The sequence below is a fragment of the Streptomyces sp. NPDC026672 genome (assembly GCF_040638185.1).
Taxonomy (GTDB): Bacteria; Actinomycetota; Actinomycetes; order Streptomycetales; family Streptomycetaceae; genus Streptomyces.
In genome coordinates, this window is sequence record NZ_JBEZXS010000009.1 from 186,097 (window position 1) to 201,508 (window position 15,412).

16 protein-coding genes are annotated in these 15,412 nt (G+C 74.0%); 11 read left to right on the top strand and 5 right to left on the bottom strand.

Going from position 1 to position 15,412, the window contains the following annotated elements:
- The first annotated feature begins 39 nt into the window (after positions 1-39).
- From AB0F77_RS13360 to AB0F77_RS13380, 5 genes are all read left to right on the top strand, one after another.
- Complete coding sequence (locus AB0F77_RS13360; RefSeq protein WP_361946292.1) at positions 40-618, top strand: carbonic anhydrase; 579 nt, start codon at positions 40-42, stop codon at positions 616-618.
- A gap of 8 nt (positions 619-626) precedes the next feature.
- Positions 627-2,117 carry a SulP family inorganic anion transporter gene (locus AB0F77_RS13365; RefSeq protein WP_361946295.1) on the top strand — a complete coding sequence of 497 codons (1,491 nt, stop codon included), beginning with the start codon at positions 627-629 and terminating at the stop codon, positions 2,115-2,117.
- Positions 2,118-2,222: 105 nt separating this feature from the next.
- Positions 2,223-3,059 (top strand): slipin family protein, encoded by an 837-nt coding sequence (locus AB0F77_RS13370; RefSeq protein ID WP_361946298.1) that lies wholly within the window; start codon positions 2,223-2,225, stop codon positions 3,057-3,059.
- Between the two features lie 63 nt (positions 3,060-3,122).
- The gene (locus tag AB0F77_RS13375; protein WP_361946301.1) at positions 3,123-3,980 is read left to right on the top strand and encodes a polysaccharide deacetylase family protein; all 858 of its coding nucleotides are present in this window, start codon (positions 3,123-3,125) and stop codon (positions 3,978-3,980) included.
- A gap of 18 nt (positions 3,981-3,998) precedes the next feature.
- Positions 3,999-4,181, top strand: a complete 183-nt coding sequence (locus tag AB0F77_RS13380; RefSeq protein ID WP_361946304.1) for a hypothetical protein — start codon at positions 3,999-4,001, stop codon at positions 4,179-4,181.
- Between the two features lie 6 nt (positions 4,182-4,187).
- Here AB0F77_RS13380 and AB0F77_RS13385 read toward each other — a convergent pair whose 3' ends face one another.
- On the bottom strand, positions 4,188-5,033 hold the full coding sequence (locus AB0F77_RS13385) for an ATP-binding cassette domain-containing protein (protein WP_361946307.1): 846 nt from the start codon (positions 5,031-5,033) through the stop codon (positions 4,188-4,190).
- Between AB0F77_RS13385 and AB0F77_RS13390 the strand changes: the two genes are divergently transcribed.
- From AB0F77_RS13390 to AB0F77_RS13400, 3 genes are all read left to right on the top strand, one after another.
- Positions 5,025-5,786, top strand: coding sequence for an aminoacyl-tRNA hydrolase (locus AB0F77_RS13390; protein WP_361946310.1), 762 nt, complete (start codon positions 5,025-5,027; stop codon positions 5,784-5,786). The two genes, AB0F77_RS13385 and AB0F77_RS13390, sit on opposite strands and share 9 nt — an antisense overlap.
- Positions 5,787-6,010: 224 nt before the next feature.
- Positions 6,011-7,444: a DUF692 domain-containing protein gene (locus tag AB0F77_RS13395; protein ID WP_361946313.1), complete on the top strand. Its 1,434-nt coding sequence runs from the start codon at positions 6,011-6,013 to the stop codon at positions 7,442-7,444.
- A gap of 101 nt (positions 7,445-7,545) precedes the next feature.
- Positions 7,546-8,379, top strand: a complete 834-nt coding sequence (locus tag AB0F77_RS13400) for a DUF4142 domain-containing protein (protein WP_361946316.1) — start codon at positions 7,546-7,548, stop codon at positions 8,377-8,379.
- A 36-nt stretch (positions 8,380-8,415) separates the two neighbouring features.
- Here the strand turns inward: AB0F77_RS13400 and hemQ are convergent, their stop codons facing one another.
- Both hemQ and hemG read right to left on the bottom strand, forming a co-directional pair.
- Positions 8,416-9,147 (bottom strand): hydrogen peroxide-dependent heme synthase, encoded by a 732-nt coding sequence (hemQ, locus tag AB0F77_RS13405; protein WP_361946319.1) that lies wholly within the window; start codon positions 9,145-9,147, stop codon positions 8,416-8,418.
- 5 nt (positions 9,148-9,152) lie between these two features.
- Positions 9,153-10,607 carry a protoporphyrinogen oxidase gene (hemG, locus tag AB0F77_RS13410; RefSeq protein WP_361946322.1) on the bottom strand — a complete coding sequence of 485 codons (1,455 nt, stop codon included), beginning with the start codon at positions 10,605-10,607 and terminating at the stop codon, positions 9,153-9,155.
- A 194-nt stretch (positions 10,608-10,801) separates the two neighbouring features.
- Between hemG and AB0F77_RS13415 the strand changes: the two genes are divergently transcribed.
- On the top strand, positions 10,802-12,199 hold the full coding sequence (locus tag AB0F77_RS13415) for an FAD-dependent oxidoreductase (RefSeq protein ID WP_361946325.1): 1,398 nt from the start codon (positions 10,802-10,804) through the stop codon (positions 12,197-12,199).
- 37 nt (positions 12,200-12,236) lie between these two features.
- Here AB0F77_RS13415 and AB0F77_RS13420 read toward each other — a convergent pair whose 3' ends face one another.
- Complete coding sequence (locus AB0F77_RS13420; protein WP_361946328.1) at positions 12,237-12,563, bottom strand: hypothetical protein; 327 nt, start codon at positions 12,561-12,563, stop codon at positions 12,237-12,239.
- A gap of 91 nt (positions 12,564-12,654) precedes the next feature.
- Here AB0F77_RS13420 and AB0F77_RS13425 point away from each other — a divergent pair, with 91 nt between their 5' ends.
- Positions 12,655-13,479: a rhomboid family intramembrane serine protease gene (locus AB0F77_RS13425; RefSeq protein ID WP_361946331.1), complete on the top strand. Its 825-nt coding sequence runs from the start codon at positions 12,655-12,657 to the stop codon at positions 13,477-13,479.
- A 3-nt stretch (positions 13,480-13,482) separates the two neighbouring features.
- On the opposite strand, the gene hemE is transcribed toward AB0F77_RS13425, so the two are convergent.
- Positions 13,483-14,550: a uroporphyrinogen decarboxylase gene (hemE, locus tag AB0F77_RS13430; RefSeq protein WP_361946334.1), complete on the bottom strand. Its 1,068-nt coding sequence runs from the start codon at positions 14,548-14,550 to the stop codon at positions 13,483-13,485.
- Between the two features lie 96 nt (positions 14,551-14,646).
- On the opposite strand from hemE, the gene AB0F77_RS13435 reads away from it, so the two are divergent.
- Positions 14,647-15,324, top strand: coding sequence for a DUF3000 domain-containing protein (locus AB0F77_RS13435; RefSeq protein WP_361946336.1), 678 nt, complete (start codon positions 14,647-14,649; stop codon positions 15,322-15,324).
- Positions 15,325-15,412: the final 88 nt, after the last annotated feature.

The window sequence follows — 15,412 nt, forward strand, 5'->3', positions numbered from 1 at the left end:
CCGACGCGCCACAGCCGCGCGCCAGGAGGAAAAACCCATATGCAGCCCCTCATCGACAACGCCCGTACGTTCGGACAACGCCCTGAGGAGTTCGCCCAGCTCGCCGAAGGCCAGTCACCGCAGGTCCTGTTCATCACCTGCTCCGACTCCCGGGTCGTCCCGGCCCTGATCACGGGCGCCCGCCCCGGTCAGCTCTTCGAGCTGCGCACCGCGGGCAACATCGTCCCGCCGCACGCCTCGGCCCACCCCACCGCCGAGGCGGCCACCATCGAATACGCCGTCGAGGTGCTCGGCGTCCGCGACGTCGTCGTCTGCGGGCACTCGCACTGCGGTGCCGTCGGCGCGCTGGTGCGCGGCGACGACCTGGACGCCGTACCCGCCGTGCGCGACTGGCTCGCGCACGCGACCCCCCGCCCCGAGGGAGCGGCCGCCGACCCGGCCGTCGCCGAGGGCGTCCAGAGCCATGTGCTCACCCAGCTGCTGCGACTGCGCTCCTACCCCTGCGTCGCCGAGAAGCTGGAACGCGGCGTGCTCACCCTGCACGCCTGGTACTACGAGGTGCACACCGGCGCCGTACGGACGCACCGTGCCCTCACCGACACCTTCGAGGCCCTGTGAGCACGCCCGTGTCGAGCGGGTCGACGCGTGCACCGTTCCTGTCGAAGTCCAGGTTCCCGCACCTCAAGCAGGACTTCGCCGCATCCCTCGTCGTCTTCCTGGTCGCGCTCCCGCTGTGCGTGGGCGTGGCCGTCGCCTCCGGTGTGCCGGCCGAACTCGGCCTGGTCACCGGCATCGTGGGCGGTCTGGTCACCGGGACCATGCGGGGCAGCAGCCTCCAGGTGTCCGGTCCGGCCGCCGGTCTGACCGTGCTCGTCTTCGAGGCGGTCAAGGAGTTCGGGCTCCCCGCGCTCGGTGTGCTCGTGCTGTCCTGCGGGCTGCTCCAGCTCCTCATGGGCGCCCTGGGACTGGGGCGTTACTTCCGCGCCATCTCGGTCTCCGTCGTGGAGGGCATGCTGGCCGGAATCGGACTGGTGCTCATCGCCGGGCAGTTGTACCCGGCGCTGGCCGCCAAGGCACCCGACTCCGGTCCGGGCAAGATCGCCGGACTGCCGGGGGCGTTCGTGGACGCCCTCGGCCGGACCGACGCGCTGTCCTCGCTGGCGCTCGGCGCGGGCACGGTCGCCGTCCTCGTCCTGTGGCGGCTCGCGCCGGCCCGGGTGCGGGCGGTGCCGGCGCCGCTGGCCGCCGTCGGGCTCGCCTCGCTCGCCACACTGCTGCTGTCGCTGCCGGTGGCCACGGTCGAGGTGCAGGGGCTGCTGGGTGCCGTCCAGCCGCCCCCGCTCGGCGGCTTCGGTGAACTGGCGAGCCTCGGGATGATCGGCACGGTCGTCGCCTTCACCCTGATCGCGTCGGCCGAGTCCCTGTTCAGCGCGGCGGCCGTGGACCGGCTGCACTCCGGCCCGCGCACCGCCTACAACAAGGAGCTGTTCGCCCAGGGCGCCGGCAACACGGTGTGCGGGCTGCTGGGCGCGCTGCCGATGACCGCGGTCATCGTGCGCAGCGCGGCGAACGTCCAGGCGGGCGCCAGGACCAAGGCTTCCCGGGTGCTGCACGGTGTGTGGCTGCTGCTGTTCGCGGCGTTCCTGCCCGAGGTCCTCGGGTACATCCCGCTCCCGGCGCTCGCGGGCATCCTCGTGTACTCGGGCGCCAAGCTCATCCCGGTCCGGGCGCTCGGCACCCTGTGGCGCGACCACCGGAGCGAGGCGGTGGTGCTGGTCGTCACGGCGGTGTCGATCGTCGCGATCAGCATGTTCGAGGGTGTGCTCATCGGGCTCGCGCTGGCCGTCGTGAAGTCGGCGTGGGAGGCGTCGCACATCCGGCTGGAGGTCGTCGACAAGGGCGCGGGCCCGGTCGAGGCGTTCCTGTCGGGCAACGCGACCTTCCTCCGGCTGCCGAAGATACTGGACAGCCTGGAGGCGCTGCCCCAGGACCGGCCGGTCCTGCTGGACCTGTCGGGCCTGCACCACCTCGATCACGCCTGCCGCATGGCACTGGAGAGCTGGGCCGCGCAGCACAGCGCCGACGGAACCGAGCCCGTGCGGCTCACCGCGGTGTAGCCGGGCGGACCCGGTCTGGTCCGGGGCAGGGGCGTGGCCCCGGACCAGATGTCCGGCTTATCGTTGCAGCAGCGGACGCATCCGACCTCTCGCGGAGGGGGCGTCATGTTCCAGGAGCTGCTGGGGGCGATCGCGGCGGCCGGTGCCGCGGGCCTCGTTTATCTCACCGCCGCCGCGCGGGTCGTCAAGCAGTACGAACGCGGGGTGGTCTTCCGGCTGGGCCGGGTCTCCGGCGGACCCCGGCCGCCCGGCTTCACCCTGGTCGTTCCCGGGGTCGACCGGATGCGCAAGGTGAACATGCAGATCGTCACCATGCCGGTGCCGGCCCAGGAGGGCATCACACACGACAACGTGACGGTGCGCGTCGACGCCGTCGTGTACTTCAAGGTCGTGGACCCGCCGGCCGCGATCGTCAACGTCGAGGACTACCGGTTCGCCGTCTCGCAGATGGCGCAGACGTCGCTGCGCTCCATCATCGGCAAGAGCGACCTCGACGATCTGCTGTCCAACCGCGAGAAGCTCAACCAGGGCCTGGAGCTGATGATCGACAGCCCGGCCGTCGGCTGGGGCGTGCAGATCGACCGCGTCGAGATCAAGGACGTGTCCCTGCCGGACACGATGAAGCGCTCGATGGCCCGCCAGGCCGAGGCCGACCGGGAGCGCCGGGCCAGGATCATCAACGCGGACGCCGAGCTCCAGGCGTCGAGGAAGCTGGCGGAGGCGGCCAAGGAGATGGCCGAGACCCCCGCCGCGCTCCAGCTGCGACTGCTCCAGACCGTGGTGGCGGTGGCCGCGGAGAAGAACTCCACGCTGGTCCTGCCGTTCCCGGTGGAGCTGCTGCGCTTCCTGGAGAGGCCCCCGTCGTCGCCCGGCGAGCAGCCGCCTCCGCCGCAGGCCCCTCCGCCGCAGCCGCCTCCGCCCCTTCCGCCTCCGGCCGGGTGACCACGTCGCGCCGACCGGGCCATGTTGGGCGGTTTGCCGGAATTCCGGTCATATCTTCCTACGGTGTTCACTCTCGTACGCCGTGTCACCGCCGTCTGCGCCCTGAGCGCCGCCCTCGCCTCCTGCGCCACCAGCGAGCCCCCGCGCGCCGCGCAGGCCCCGCCCCACGCGCCTCCGGCCCACGCCGGGGCCAGGCCCTCCGCCACCGCGCCGCCCACGCTGGCCCCGGGCCCGGGCGGCCTCACCCCCGTCCTCATGAACGGCTCCCGCACCCGGGACAGGACCGTCGCCCTCACCTTCGACGCCGACATGACCGCCGACGAGGGACCGCGCGCGGCCTCGGGCGAGCACTTCGACAACCCCGGGCTGATCAACGCCCTGCGCACGCTGAAGGTCCCGGCGACCGTGTTCATGACCGGCCGGTGGGCCGACGAGTACCCGGCCGAGGCCCGCTCCATCGGCATCGACCCGCTGTTCGAGGTCGCCAACCACTCCTACAGCCACTACGCCTTCACCGGCGACTGCTACGGACTGCCGACCGTCGGCGCCGACGGGATGCGCACGGAGGTGGAACGGGCGTACACCGCGATCCGCAGGGCGGGCGTGCCGCACCCGATGCCCTACTTCCGCTTCCCCGGCGGCTGCTACGACCAGGGTGCGCTGCGCGCGCTGAGCGGCCTCGGGATCACGGCCGTGCAGTGGGACGTGGTGAGCGGCGACGCGTTCGCGACCGACGCCGACGCCGTGGTCCGGCAGGTCCTCGACGGCGTGAAGCCCGGTTCGGTCGTGGTCATGCACTGCACCCGCAGCGCCGCCCCGACCACCGAGCGCGTCGTGCGCACGGTCGTGCCCGAGCTGCGCAAGCGCGGCTTCCGCTTCGTGAAGGTCTCGGAGCTGATCGGCGCCGGCACCGGCCGCTGACCGGCCTACGCTGGGGACATGAGCGACGAGGACCACTGCACGAGCACCGACGTCCCCCGGCCGCCCCTGGCCGAGGGCCCGCCGTACGCGGAGTGCGTGCTGTGCCGCGCGCCCACGGAGTACCCGGAGTCGTACAAGGGCATCACGCTGTGCCCGGTCTGCGCGTGGCAGGAGGCACAGCGCACCGCCTGCTCGGGCTGAGCGCCGTCACCCGTCGTAGGGGCGCACGCCCACGACGTGCCACGGGGGCCGGGACGTCAGCAGGGCCCTGAGCAGGATGTCGGAGTGGGACGCCGGGACGGTGAGCCGGTGGACGCCCGGGGTGCCCTCCTCGGCGACGACGGTCCGCACGAGACCGGCGGGCAGCCGCCCGCCCGCCGGCCTCCGCGCCTCGACGAGCACGAGCGGGACGCCGGCCGCGCCCGCCTCCCCCGTGCGGCGGTCGAGCGCTCCCCCGGTCACGGTGTACGTGGCGTCCGGCGCCCCCGCGAGCCGGCGCGGATCGCGGTCCACGAAGACGACGGCGCCGCCCTCCACCGTGCGCTCGGCGACGGCCCGTTCCAGCTCCGCCCCGGTGTCGGCGTCCAGACCGGTCCACGCCTCGTCCAGCACGAGCAGGTCCGGCTCGACGCACAGCGCCTGCGCCACCGCGACCCGCTGGCCGCCCGCCCGGGACAGCCGGGCGATGGGGGTGGCCGCGTGGACCTGGGCGCCGAACCGCTCCAGCCACTCCGCCGCGCGCCGGGCCGCCGTCGGCAGGGACAGACCGAGCGCGGCGCCGAGCCGGGTGAGTTGCGCGGACGGGGTGAACGGCAGCGCCGTGGGGAAGCGCTCGGGGACGTACGCGGTGCGGGGGCGGCCGGTGATCCGGCCCTCGGTCGGGGTGTCGAGCCCGGCCACCAGCCGCAGGAGCGTGGACTTGCCGGTGCCGGCCGCGCCCTGGATCCGGGTCAGGGTGCCGGGCCGGACGGTGAGGTCGACGCCGCGTAAGACCCAGGGGCCGCGTGGGCCGTAGCGGCGGCCCACGCCGGCCAGCCGAAGATCATGTCGCATGAGGGTATTCTCACGTGCCCTTTAAGGTGGGCTGTTGTGAACGACGTTCCCACGCCCGCGGGCGACAGCCCCTTCCGGTCCGAGCGCACCGCGCGCGACGAGGCCCCCCAGTTCGTGCTGCCCCTGGTCGCCCGGATCGAGCGGGCCGCGCCGCCCGCCCGCACGGACGCGCTGGAGACCGCGGCGCGGGCCGTGCTCGTGATGCTCGCCGACGCCCGGTCGGTGGGGGACGGCGAGTGGGCGCGGGTGATGCGCGACTGGCAGGACGCCCGGATCCGCAAGGTGGTGCGGCGGGCCCGCGGCGCCGAGTGGCGGCGGGCGGAGGCGCTGCCCGGCATCACGGTCACCGGCAAGTCCGCCGAGGTACGGGTCTTCCCGCCGGTCCCGCTGGACGGCTGGCCCAAGGACCTGGCCCGGCTCCAGGTCTCCGGCACCGACCTCGACGACCCGGAGCCGCCCGCCGACGCCGACCCCGGCGCGGTGGTGCTGTGGCTCAACCCGGACCTCGGCATGTCCGCGGGCAAGGCCATGGCGCAGGCCGGGCACGGCGCCCAACTCGCCTGGTGGGAGCTGCCCGACGAGGAGCGCACCGTCTGGCGCGAGGCCGGCTTCCCCCTCGCGGTGCGCACCGCCGAGCCCTCCCGGTGGGCCGAACTGACCCGCAGCGGGCTGCCGTTGGTCCGTGACGCGGGCTTCACGGAGATCGCCCCCGGGTCCAGCACGGTCGTCGCCGACCACCCGGCCCTGCGTTAGGGCTCCGCCGGAAGGGCCGTCGTGTGTCGTCCGTCGGCCGCGGCGTCGTCGTGGCCTGTCGCGCGGTTCCCCGCGCCCCTTCGGGGGCGCTGCCCTCGCCCCGCGTGCTCGTGCACAACCTCAAATGTTGCTCTGAAGGTGACGGCCGCGGGGTTCGGGGGCGGACCGCCGGGCCATACCCCCGTCACGCCACGGTGGCGGCACGGCACGGAGGGGGACGGGTGATGCGGCGACTGGGGACGGGGATCGGCTGGCGGCCGGAGATCGCGGACGCCGTGGAGCGCATGCCCGGTGTCGACTGGGTCGAGGCCGTGGCGGAGAACGTGTGTCCCGGGCATCTGCCCGAGTCGCTGCTGCGGCTGCGCGAGCGCGGGGTGACCGTGGTCCCGCACGGCGTCTCGCTGGGTCTCGGCGGCGCCGAACGGCCCGACGCGGGACGGCTCGCGGCGCTCGCCGAGCGGGTGGAGGCGCTGGGCTCGCCGCTGGTCACCGAGCACATCGCGTTCGTCCGCGCCGGCGGCCCGCTGACCGCCTCGCCGCGGCTGGAGGCGGGCCACCTGCTGCCCGTGCCGCGCACCAGGGACGCCCTCGACGTGCTGTGCGAGAACGTGCGCGTCGCCCAGGACGCGCTGCCGGTGCCGCTCGCCCTGGAGAACATCGCCGCGCTGATCTCCTGGCCCCACGAGGAGCTGACCGAGGGGCAGTTCCTGTACGAACTGGCCGAACGGACCGGCGTACGGCTGCTGATCGACGTGGCGAACCTGCACACCAACCACGTCAACCGCGGCGAGGACCCGGCAGAGGCGCTCGCGGCGCTGCCGCTGGAGGCCATCGCGTACGTCCATGTCGCGGGCGGGTTCGAGCGGGACGGCGTGTGGCACGACTCCCACGCCCACCCCGTTCCGCGCCCGGTCCTCGACATCCTCACCGACCTGTCCTCCCGGGTCGCCCCGCCCGGGGTGCTGCTGGAACGCGACGAGAACTTCCCCGAACCGGCCGAGCTGGAAAGGGAGTTGAAGGAGATCCGGAAGGCGGTCACCAAGGGGGCGGCACGGCCCGCCCGCGCGACCGCCCAGACCACACAGACCGCCCAGACCGCGCAGACCGAAGAGGCCGCGCAGACCACACAGACCGCGCAGACCGAAGAGGCCGGGGAGGCCGGGGAGGCCGTCGAGGCCGTCGAGGCCGTCGAGGCCGTCGAGGCCGTCGAGGCCGTCGAGGGCGCCGGTGCCGTCCCCCCGGGTGGGCGGGAGCGGGTCGGGCTCGCCGAGGCCGTCGTGCTGTCCGCGCTGGTCGCCGGGACCCCCGTGCCCGAGGGCTTCGACCGGGTGCGGATGGGCGTGCAGGCACGGGCTCTCGCCGCCAAGCGGGCGGACGTCGTGGCCAGGGTCGCGCCCGAACTGCCGGACATCCTGGGCGAGCGGTACCGTCCCGCGTTCCTCGCCTACGCCCACGGCCGTCCGCTGACCGGCGGTCACCGCCGCGACGCCCTGGACTTCGCCGAGCACCTGCTGCGTACGGAGGCCCTCCCGGACCCGGCCGCGCTCCGGGCGGTGCGGGAGTGGTGGCGCGAACGCTCGGGACCGGTGCCGTACTCGCGCCGGCCGGCCGTACGCGCCGCGCGGGCCGCGCGCAGGGTGCTGCTGCGCAGGGGGTGAGGGCGGGGGCACGGACGGGGTGGCCGGCGACCCCGGAGTAATATGCCTCTCTCCGCACCCATGTGTTCGCTTTGGTGTGCGGTGTCCGAGCAGGAGGCACCATGCGACCGCGCCCCCCGATCAAGGGCCGAGGAGTCTTCAGCGGCACCGGACTCCTCGTCGCCGCCCTCGCCGCGACCGCCCTCGCGCTGATCTTCCCGATCTGGTCCTACGCCGACCGGTCCGGGGTCGCCGACCGGTCGGCGGCCGACGCCCACGTCCTCAACTCCTCGACCGTGCCCACCCAGTACGGCCCGCTGTCCGAGCAGGACCGCGACTTCGTCACCCGGGTCCGGCTGGCCGGCCTGTGGGAACTGCCCGCGGGCGAACTCGCCGAGCGCAAGGGCACCACCGAGGCCGTACGCACCGCGGGACAGCACCTCGTCGACGGGCACACCGCGCTGGACGCGCACGTCCGTCTGGTCGCCGGGCGCCTCGGCCTGCCGCTGCCCGACGAGCCGAACGACGAGCAGAAGCGGTGGCTGGCCACCCTGGAGGCGGCGCGCGGGGAGGACTTCGACCGGCGGTTCGCGAACATCCTGCGCCTCGCCCACGGCCGGGTGCTCACCGTCGTCGCGCAGGTCCGCGCGGGCACCCAGAACGCCCTGGTGCGCGATCTGGCCGACGACGCCGACAGCACCGTGCTGGACCACATCAAGGTGCTGGAGGCCACGGGCTACGTCGACTTCGCCCGGCTGGCCCGCGACCTGGCCTCGACCCCCTCGCCCGCGGCGCCCGTGCCGCCCGTCGTCGACCCGTCCGCGGCGGTCCCGGTCGCGCCCTCCCCCGACCCCACCTATCCACTGCCGCCGGCCGCCTCCAGCCCGCCGCCCGGGCCGGGGGCACCGGCGGACCCCACCCCCCAGGAGTCCCGGGCGTCCCGGGGGACACCCTGAGGGGCGGGTCCTGACATCCCCGACGATGCCCCGCCGTCAGGCGAGGCCCGCCACCAGTTCCGCCACGTCCTTGCGGCGGCCGGTGTAGAAGGGGACCTCCTCGCGGACGTGGAGGCGGGCCTCCGAGCCGCGGAGGTGGCGCATCAGGTCGACGATGCGGTGCAGTTCGTCGGCCTCGAAGGCGAGGATCCACTCGTAGTCGCCGAGCGAGAACGAGGCGACCGTGTTGGCGCGCACGTCCGGGTAGCCGCGGGCCATCCTGCCGTGGTCGGCGAGCATCCGGCGGCGGTCCTCGTCCGGCAGCAGGTACCAGTCGTAGGAGCGCACGAACGGGTACACGCTGACGTAGTTGCGCGGGGTCTCGTCGGCGAGGAACGCCGGGATGTGCGAGCGGTTGAACTCGGCAGGCCGGTGCAGCGCCATGTTCGACCAGACCGGCTCCAGCGCGCGGCCGAGACGGGTGCGGCGGAAGAGGTTGCACGCCTCCTGGAGCGCGTCCGCGGTCTCCGCGTGCCACCAGATCATCAGGTCCGCGTCGGCGCGCAGCCCCGAGACGTCGTAGGTGCCGCGGACCGTGACGTCCTTGGCCGCGAGCTGGTCGAACAGCTCCTGGACCTCGTCCGCGTAACCCGCGCGGTCCTCGGGCAGCGCGTCCTTCAGCCTGAAGACGGACCACAGGGTGTAGCGGATGACCTCGTTGAGGTCCTTGGCCAGCTTGCCCCGGTGGGGGACCTTGCCGGACTCGTTGGTGGGGGCGTCGTCACTCATGTCCCTCATTCTCCTGCTCCTCCGTGCAGACTCTGCACCGGGTGGGCGGTCAGCTCCAGCGTGCCGCTCTCGTCGCCGGCGAGTCCGTCGACCGCGGCGTACGCGCTCGCGATGCACGCCGGGATGCCGACCCCGTCGTACTGCGCCCCGCACACCGCGAGGCCCGGCAGTTTGGCGACGTGCTCGCGGATGCGGGCCACGCGCGCGTGGTGGCCGACCGGGTACTGGGGCAGGCCGTCGTCCCAGCGGGTGACGCGGGTCTCCAGCGGGACCGCGTCGAGCCCGGTGGCGGCCCGCAGGTCGCGCCGGGAGGCGTCGACCAGTGCGGTGTCCTCGCGGCCCAGGATCTCCGTCTCGCCGTAGCGGCCCACCGAGGTGCGCAGCACGACGACGTCCGGGTCCTCGTCGGCGATCCAGCTCCACTTGCGGGAGGCGAACGTGGACGCCTTGATCGTGTGGCCGTCGACGGGCGGGACGAGGAAGCCGCTGCCGTCGGGCAGGGCGGTGTCGGCGCGGCGGTAGGCGAGGGTGACCAGCGCCATCGACGCGTACTCGACGGTGCGCAGGGCCGCGGCGGCCTCCGGGGACTCGGCGTCGAGGAGCCGGGCGGCGGCCGGGGCGGGTACGGCGACCACCACGGCGTCCGCGTGCAGCACCCGCTCGCCCGCGACGACCCGCCAGCCGCCGTCCGCCTCGCGGCGCAGCGCCGTGACCGGGGTCCCGGTCAGGATCTCGCCGCCGCGCGCCCGCACCGACTCCGCGACGGCGACCGGCAGCCGGCCGATACCGCCGGCGATGCCGAGGAACACCGGTCCTGTCTGCTGTGCGGCGGCGGCCTTCGCCTGGATGTCGCGGACGGCCTCGGTGAGCGAGTCGTGCGCGCGCGCCGCCTCGAACAGCTGGGGAACGGCGGAGCGCATCGAGATGCGGTACGCGTCTCCCGCGTAGACCCCGCCCAGCAGGGGCTCGACGAGCCGGTCGACTACCTCGCGGCCGAGCCGGGCCGCCACGTACTCCCCCACCGCCACGTCGTCGCCGATCTCGGTGCGCGGCAGCTCGGCGTCGTGCTCGACGCGGGCCAGTCCCTCGTCGGACAGCACCCCTGCCAGGGCGGCGGCCGTGCCCGGCACACCCATCACATGGCCCTTGGGCATGGGGCGCAGGGCGCCGCGGGTCCAGATCGACGCGGACGCGGTCACCGGCGGCTGGAGGAAGTCGCCCAGGCCCACCTCGCGGGCCAGGGTCACCGCCTCGGGGCGGCGGGCGAGCATCGACTCGGCGCCGAGGTCGACGCGGACGCCCGCGATCTCGCCCGGCAGGAGCTTGCCGCCGACCCGGTCGGCCGCCTCGACGACGGTGACGCGCGCTCCTCGCCCGAGCAGGCGGTGGGCGGCCGCGAGTCCCGCGACTCCGGCTCCTACGACGACAACATGGCTCGTGGCCGTGGGTTGTGCGCTCATGGGTTCCACCTTCTCAGACGCCACCGACGGCCGGGCCAGGGCCATGTGGCCCCATCGCGTTGTGACCGTGACCTCATCGGTACGGTCCGCCGCCGACGTCCCGCACCCTTCCCGCGTCGAAGGAGCACCGCGCGAGGCGTCCGGCGGCACGGACCGAGCGGGCTCGAAATGCCCGGGGCCCGTAGCGTGTTCGCATGGGCATGAGCGACGGGCGGGGTGCGGTGGAGCGACTGGTCGTGATCGGCGGTGACGCCGCGGGGATGTCCGCGGCGTCACAGGCCCGGCGGATGCGCGGGCCCGACGAGCTGGAGATCGTGGCGTTCGAGCGCGGCCACTTCACCTCGTACTCGGCGTGCGGCATCCCGTACTGGGTGGGCGGCGACGTCGCCGAGCGCGATCAACTGATCGCCCGGACGCCCGAGGAGCACCACGCGCGGGACATCGACGTGCGGATGCGCACGGAGGTCGTGGAGATCGACGTACCGGGGCGGCGGGTGCGCGCCCGGCACGTCGACTCCGGGGCGGAGTCCTGGACGCCGTACGACAAGCTCGTGATCGCGACCGGTGCGGTGCCGGTCCGTCCGGACATGCCGGGCGTGGACGCGCCCGGTGTGCACGGGGTGCAGACCCTGGACGACGGGCAGGCGCTGCTGGACTCGCTGGACCGCACGCGGGCCCGGCGGGCTGTCGTCGTGGGCGCGGGGTACATCGGCGTCGAGATGGCCGAGGCGCTGGTGAACCGCGGGTACGAGGTGACGGTGGTCAACCGCGGCAGCGAGCCGATGGCCACGCTCGACCCGGACATGGGCCGGCTGGTGCGCGAGGCGATGTCGGGCATGGGCATCACGATGGTCGACGACGCCGAGGTCACCAAGGTGCTGACCGGGCCGGAGGGCCGGGTGCGGGCGGTGGCGACGGAGGACGCCGAGTACCCGGCGGACGTGGTCGTGCTCGGCATCGGGGTGCGGCCCCGGACGGAGCTCGCGCGGGCGGCGGGCCTGCCGCTGGGCGCCCACGGCGGGCTGCTGACCGACCTCGCGATGCGGGTGCGCGGACACGAGGACATCTGGGCGGGCGGGGACTGCGTGGAGGTCCTGGACCTGGTGTCCGGGCAGGAGCGGCACATCGCGCTGGGCACGCACGCCAACAAGCACGGCCAGGTCATCGGGACCAACGCGGGCGGCGGGTACGCGGTCTTCCCCGGCGTGGTCGGCACCGCGGTGAGCAAGGTCTGCGACCTGGAGATCGCGCGCACGGGACTGCGGGAGAAGGACGCGCGCAGGGTGGGCCTGCAGTTCGAGACGGTCACCATCGAGTCGACGAGCCGCGCGGGCTACTACCCCGGCGCCTCCCCCATGACCGTCAAGATGCTCGCGGAACGCCGCACCGGACGGCTGCTGGGCGTGCAGATCGTCGGCAGGGAGGGTGCGGCGAAACGCGTCGACATCGCGGCGGTCGCGCTGACCGCCAAGATGACGGTGGAACAGATGACCTCGCTGGACCTGGGCTACGCGCCCCCGTTCTCCCCGGTGTGGGACCCCGTCCTGGTGGCGGCCCGCAAGGCGACGGCGAAGGTGCGGGAGACACACTGAGAACCGCACGGACCGCCCGGACCGCCCCGGCAGGCTCCTAGGCGGTCCCGCTGATGCGCGGCAGCGACGCCACCGAGGCGCTGGACGTCACGGCCGCCGCGCCGGAGGAGGAAGAGGCCGCCGCCGCGGTCTGCTCGACGGCGGCCCTGGCGTGGGTGGCCGTGGGGCGCACGGACCGCAGCCGGTGGCCGACCGCCTCGTCGAGGGTGACCGGTCGCTGCAACTGCGCGGCCAGCCGTCCGGCCTCCTGGCCGAGCCGCGCGACGTCCTCCCAGGGCAGCCGCACCACCAGGGACAGCTCCGCCTCGCCGTCGGGCAGGGCCTGCATCGCGGGGGAAGTCTGAGGAGTACCTCGGTCGTTCATCGCCTGTCCTCACGTCGGTTGAGGTGAGATACGGGGGCCGACCCGGTCCTGTTCACCGGTTCACGAGGCGTTTCGGGGGCACTACTCCTGTGTGGTGATCCCCGTCCATGACGTGAACCCGGTACGGCGTACGCCGTGGGTGACGTACGCGCTCATCGGTGCCAACGTGCTCGTGTTCCTGTTCACGCCCGGCATCGCCGGCGCCGTGGGCGAGAGCAGTCACCTCGCGCAGCTGTGCCACCTCCAGGCGTTCCTCGACCACTACGCCGCGGTGCCCAGGGAGCTGATCCACCATCAGCTGCCGCGCGCGGTGCCGACGGGCGAGGTCGGCCTCGGCCCGCAGGGTCCGGGGTGCGTGGTGGGCCCGCCGGACTACGACAAGTCGCCGCCGCTGTCGGTGCTCACGTCGATGTTCGTGCACGGCGGCTGGCTGCACCTGCTGGGGAACATGCTGTTCCTGCTGATCTTCGGCAACAATGTCGAGGACCGCATGGGACACGTCCGCTATCTGCTGTTCTACGTCGTGTGCGGCTACGCGGCCGGGTACGGCTTCGCGGTCCTCAACGCCGGCTCGGGCGACCCGCTCATCGGCGCGTCCGGCGCGATCGCGGGGGTGCTGGGCGCCTATCTGGTGCTGTACCCGCGGGCCCGCGTGTGGGTGCTGGTGCCGTTCCTGGTCTTCCTGCCGCTGCGGCTGCCGGCCTGGATGGTGCTGGGCTTCTGGTTCGCGCTCCAGGCCGTCTACTCCTCCGGGCACGGCGTCGGGGGCACCGGCACCGTGGCGTACGCGGCGCACGTCGTCGGCTTCGTCGCCGGGATGCTCCTCGCGCTGCCGCTGCGCCCCGGCACACCGCCCCCGCCGGAGCCGCGGCGCCTCCTGTTCGGCAGGCAGGCCCGGCCCCGGCACACCTGGTGAGGGTCAGCGCGCGGTGTGCGTGTGCACGTGCTCCACGAGCCGGGTGAGGGCGTCGGGGTCGGTGGTGGGCAGCACGCCGTGGCCGAGGTTGAAGACGTGGCCCTCCAGGCCCGCCGCCGCGTCCAGCACCTCGCGCGTCTTCTCCTCGACGGCCTCGGTGGTGGAGAACAGCACCGTCGGGTCGAGGTTGCCCTGGAGCGCCCGGCCGGGGCCGACCCGGCGGGCGGCCTCGTCGAGCGGGACGCGCCAGTCGACGCCGACGACGTCCGCGCCGGCCTCGCCCATCAGGCCCAGCAACTCGCCGGAGCCGACGCCGAAGTGGATGCGCGGCACGCCGTACCCGGCGACGGCCTCCAGGACCTTCGCGGAGGCCGGCATGACCGAGCGGCGGTAGTCGGCGGGGGCGAGGGCGCCGACCCAGGAGTCGAAGAGCTGGACGGCGCTCGCGCCGGCCTCGATCTGCACCTTGAGGAAGGCGGCGGTGATGTCGGCGAGCCGGTCGAGCAGGTCGGCCCACAGCTCGGGGTCGCCGTACATCATCGCCTTGGCGTTCTCGTACGTCCGCGACGGGCCGCCCTCGACGAGATAGCTGGCCAGGGTGAACGGGGCGCCGGCGAAGCCGATGAGCGGGGTCGCCCCGAGCTCGCGGGTGAGCAGGCCGACGGCCTCCGTGACGTACGAGACGTCCTCGGGGGTGAGGTCGCGCAGCCGGGCGAGGTCGGCGCGGGTGCGGATCGGCTCCTCGACGACCGGTCCGACGCCGGGCTTGATGTCGAGGTCGAGGCCGATGGCCTTGAGCGGGACGACGATGTCGCTGTAGTAGATCGCCGCGTCCACGTTGTGCCTGCGCACGGGCTGGAGGGTGATCTCGGTGACGAGCTCGGGCCGCATGCAGGACTCGAGCATCGGGATGCCCTCGCGGACCTTGCGGTACTCCGGCAGTGAGCGCCCGGCCTGCCGCATGAACCACACGGGAGTGTGCGGCACGGGTTCGCGACGGCAGGCCCTGAGGAAGGCGGAGTCGTGCGTGGCGGTCGGCTGCTGGCCCGTGGGGCGGGGGTTGGCACTCACGCGCGCAAGTCTCCCACGCCGACGAACCCGATCCGACCGCCCCCTTGGTGGTGTCTCTCCCTGCGCGAAGGCCCCGTTCCCCTTAATCTTCCCCGCATGGCTGCGGCTCAGGGACGACTGTCGGACGGCGCTGGCGGAATGGACGACGCGAAGGAGGCCGGGGAGGCGGAGCGGCATACGGACGGTTCGGCCCCGCCGGCCTTCGGGGCCGCGGTCGAGGCGTTGCGGCACGCGCGGCTGAGGCCGCAGATCGAGGTGGAACCGACACCCGCCCCCCAGCGGCTCGCCCCGTTCGCCTACGCGCTGGAGGCGGCGGTCGTCGACGGCGACCAGGACCTGGCCGACGGCCGGCTGATCATGCTGCACGACCCGGCGGGGCACGACGCCTGGCGCGGAACGTTCCGTCTGGTGACGCTGGTGCGCGCGGAGCTGGAGCCGGAGATGGCGGCCGATCCGCTGCTGCCCGAGGTGTGCTGGTCGTGGCTGACGGGCGCGCTCCAGGCGCGCGGGCTGTCGTGCGGCGAGCCCAGCGGCACGGTGACGCGGGCGAGTTCGCACTACTTCGGCGGGCTGTCGGAGCGTCCGGCGGCCTCGCAGATCGAGATCCGCGCGTCCTGGACGCCGCGCGAGGGTCTGGGCGGGGTCCCGGACGCGGCGGGGCACCTGGCCGCCTGGTGCGATCTGCTGGCACAGGTCGCGGGGCTGCCGCCGGCCGCTCCGGGGGACGCGTCGGTGGTCACGCTGCCGCAGCGCCGGGGGCCGCAGACGCGCTGACGGGCGCCGCCGGACGCGGTGACCGGCGTACGGACCGGTTGATCATCATCTGATCGACTCTCTTTGTCGATACGGCCACTTTCGATCC

Excerpts from the sequence above, each read along its gene's own strand:
- AB0F77_RS13360 (WP_361946292.1), top strand. The coding sequence starts at position 40 with ATGCAGCCCCTCATCGACAACGCCCGTACGTTCGGACAACGCCCTGAG.
- AB0F77_RS13370 (WP_361946298.1), top strand. The coding sequence starts at position 2,223 with ATGTTCCAGGAGCTGCTGGGGGCGATCGCGGCGGCCGGTGCCGCGGGC.
- AB0F77_RS13380 (WP_361946304.1), top strand. The coding sequence starts at position 3,999 with ATGAGCGACGAGGACCACTGCACGAGCACCGACGTCCCCCGGCCGCCC.
- AB0F77_RS13390 (WP_361946310.1), top strand. The coding sequence starts at position 5,025 with ATGTCGCATGAGGGTATTCTCACGTGCCCTTTAAGGTGGGCTGTTGTG.
- AB0F77_RS13385 (WP_361946307.1), bottom strand. The coding sequence starts at position 5,033 with ATGCGACATGATCTTCGGCTGGCCGGCGTGGGCCGCCGCTACGGCCCA.
- AB0F77_RS13395 (WP_361946313.1), top strand. The coding sequence starts at position 6,011 with ATGCGGCGACTGGGGACGGGGATCGGCTGGCGGCCGGAGATCGCGGAC.
- AB0F77_RS13400 (WP_361946316.1), top strand. The coding sequence starts at position 7,546 with ATGCGACCGCGCCCCCCGATCAAGGGCCGAGGAGTCTTCAGCGGCACC.
- hemQ (WP_361946319.1), bottom strand. The coding sequence starts at position 9,147 with ATGAGTGACGACGCCCCCACCAACGAGTCCGGCAAGGTCCCCCACCGG.
- hemG (WP_361946322.1), bottom strand. The coding sequence starts at position 10,607 with ATGAGCGCACAACCCACGGCCACGAGCCATGTTGTCGTCGTAGGAGCC.
- AB0F77_RS13415 (WP_361946325.1), top strand. The coding sequence starts at position 10,802 with ATGGGCATGAGCGACGGGCGGGGTGCGGTGGAGCGACTGGTCGTGATC.
- AB0F77_RS13420 (WP_361946328.1), bottom strand. The coding sequence starts at position 12,563 with ATGAACGACCGAGGTACTCCTCAGACTTCCCCCGCGATGCAGGCCCTG.
- AB0F77_RS13435 (WP_361946336.1), top strand. The coding sequence starts at position 14,647 with ATGGCTGCGGCTCAGGGACGACTGTCGGACGGCGCTGGCGGAATGGAC.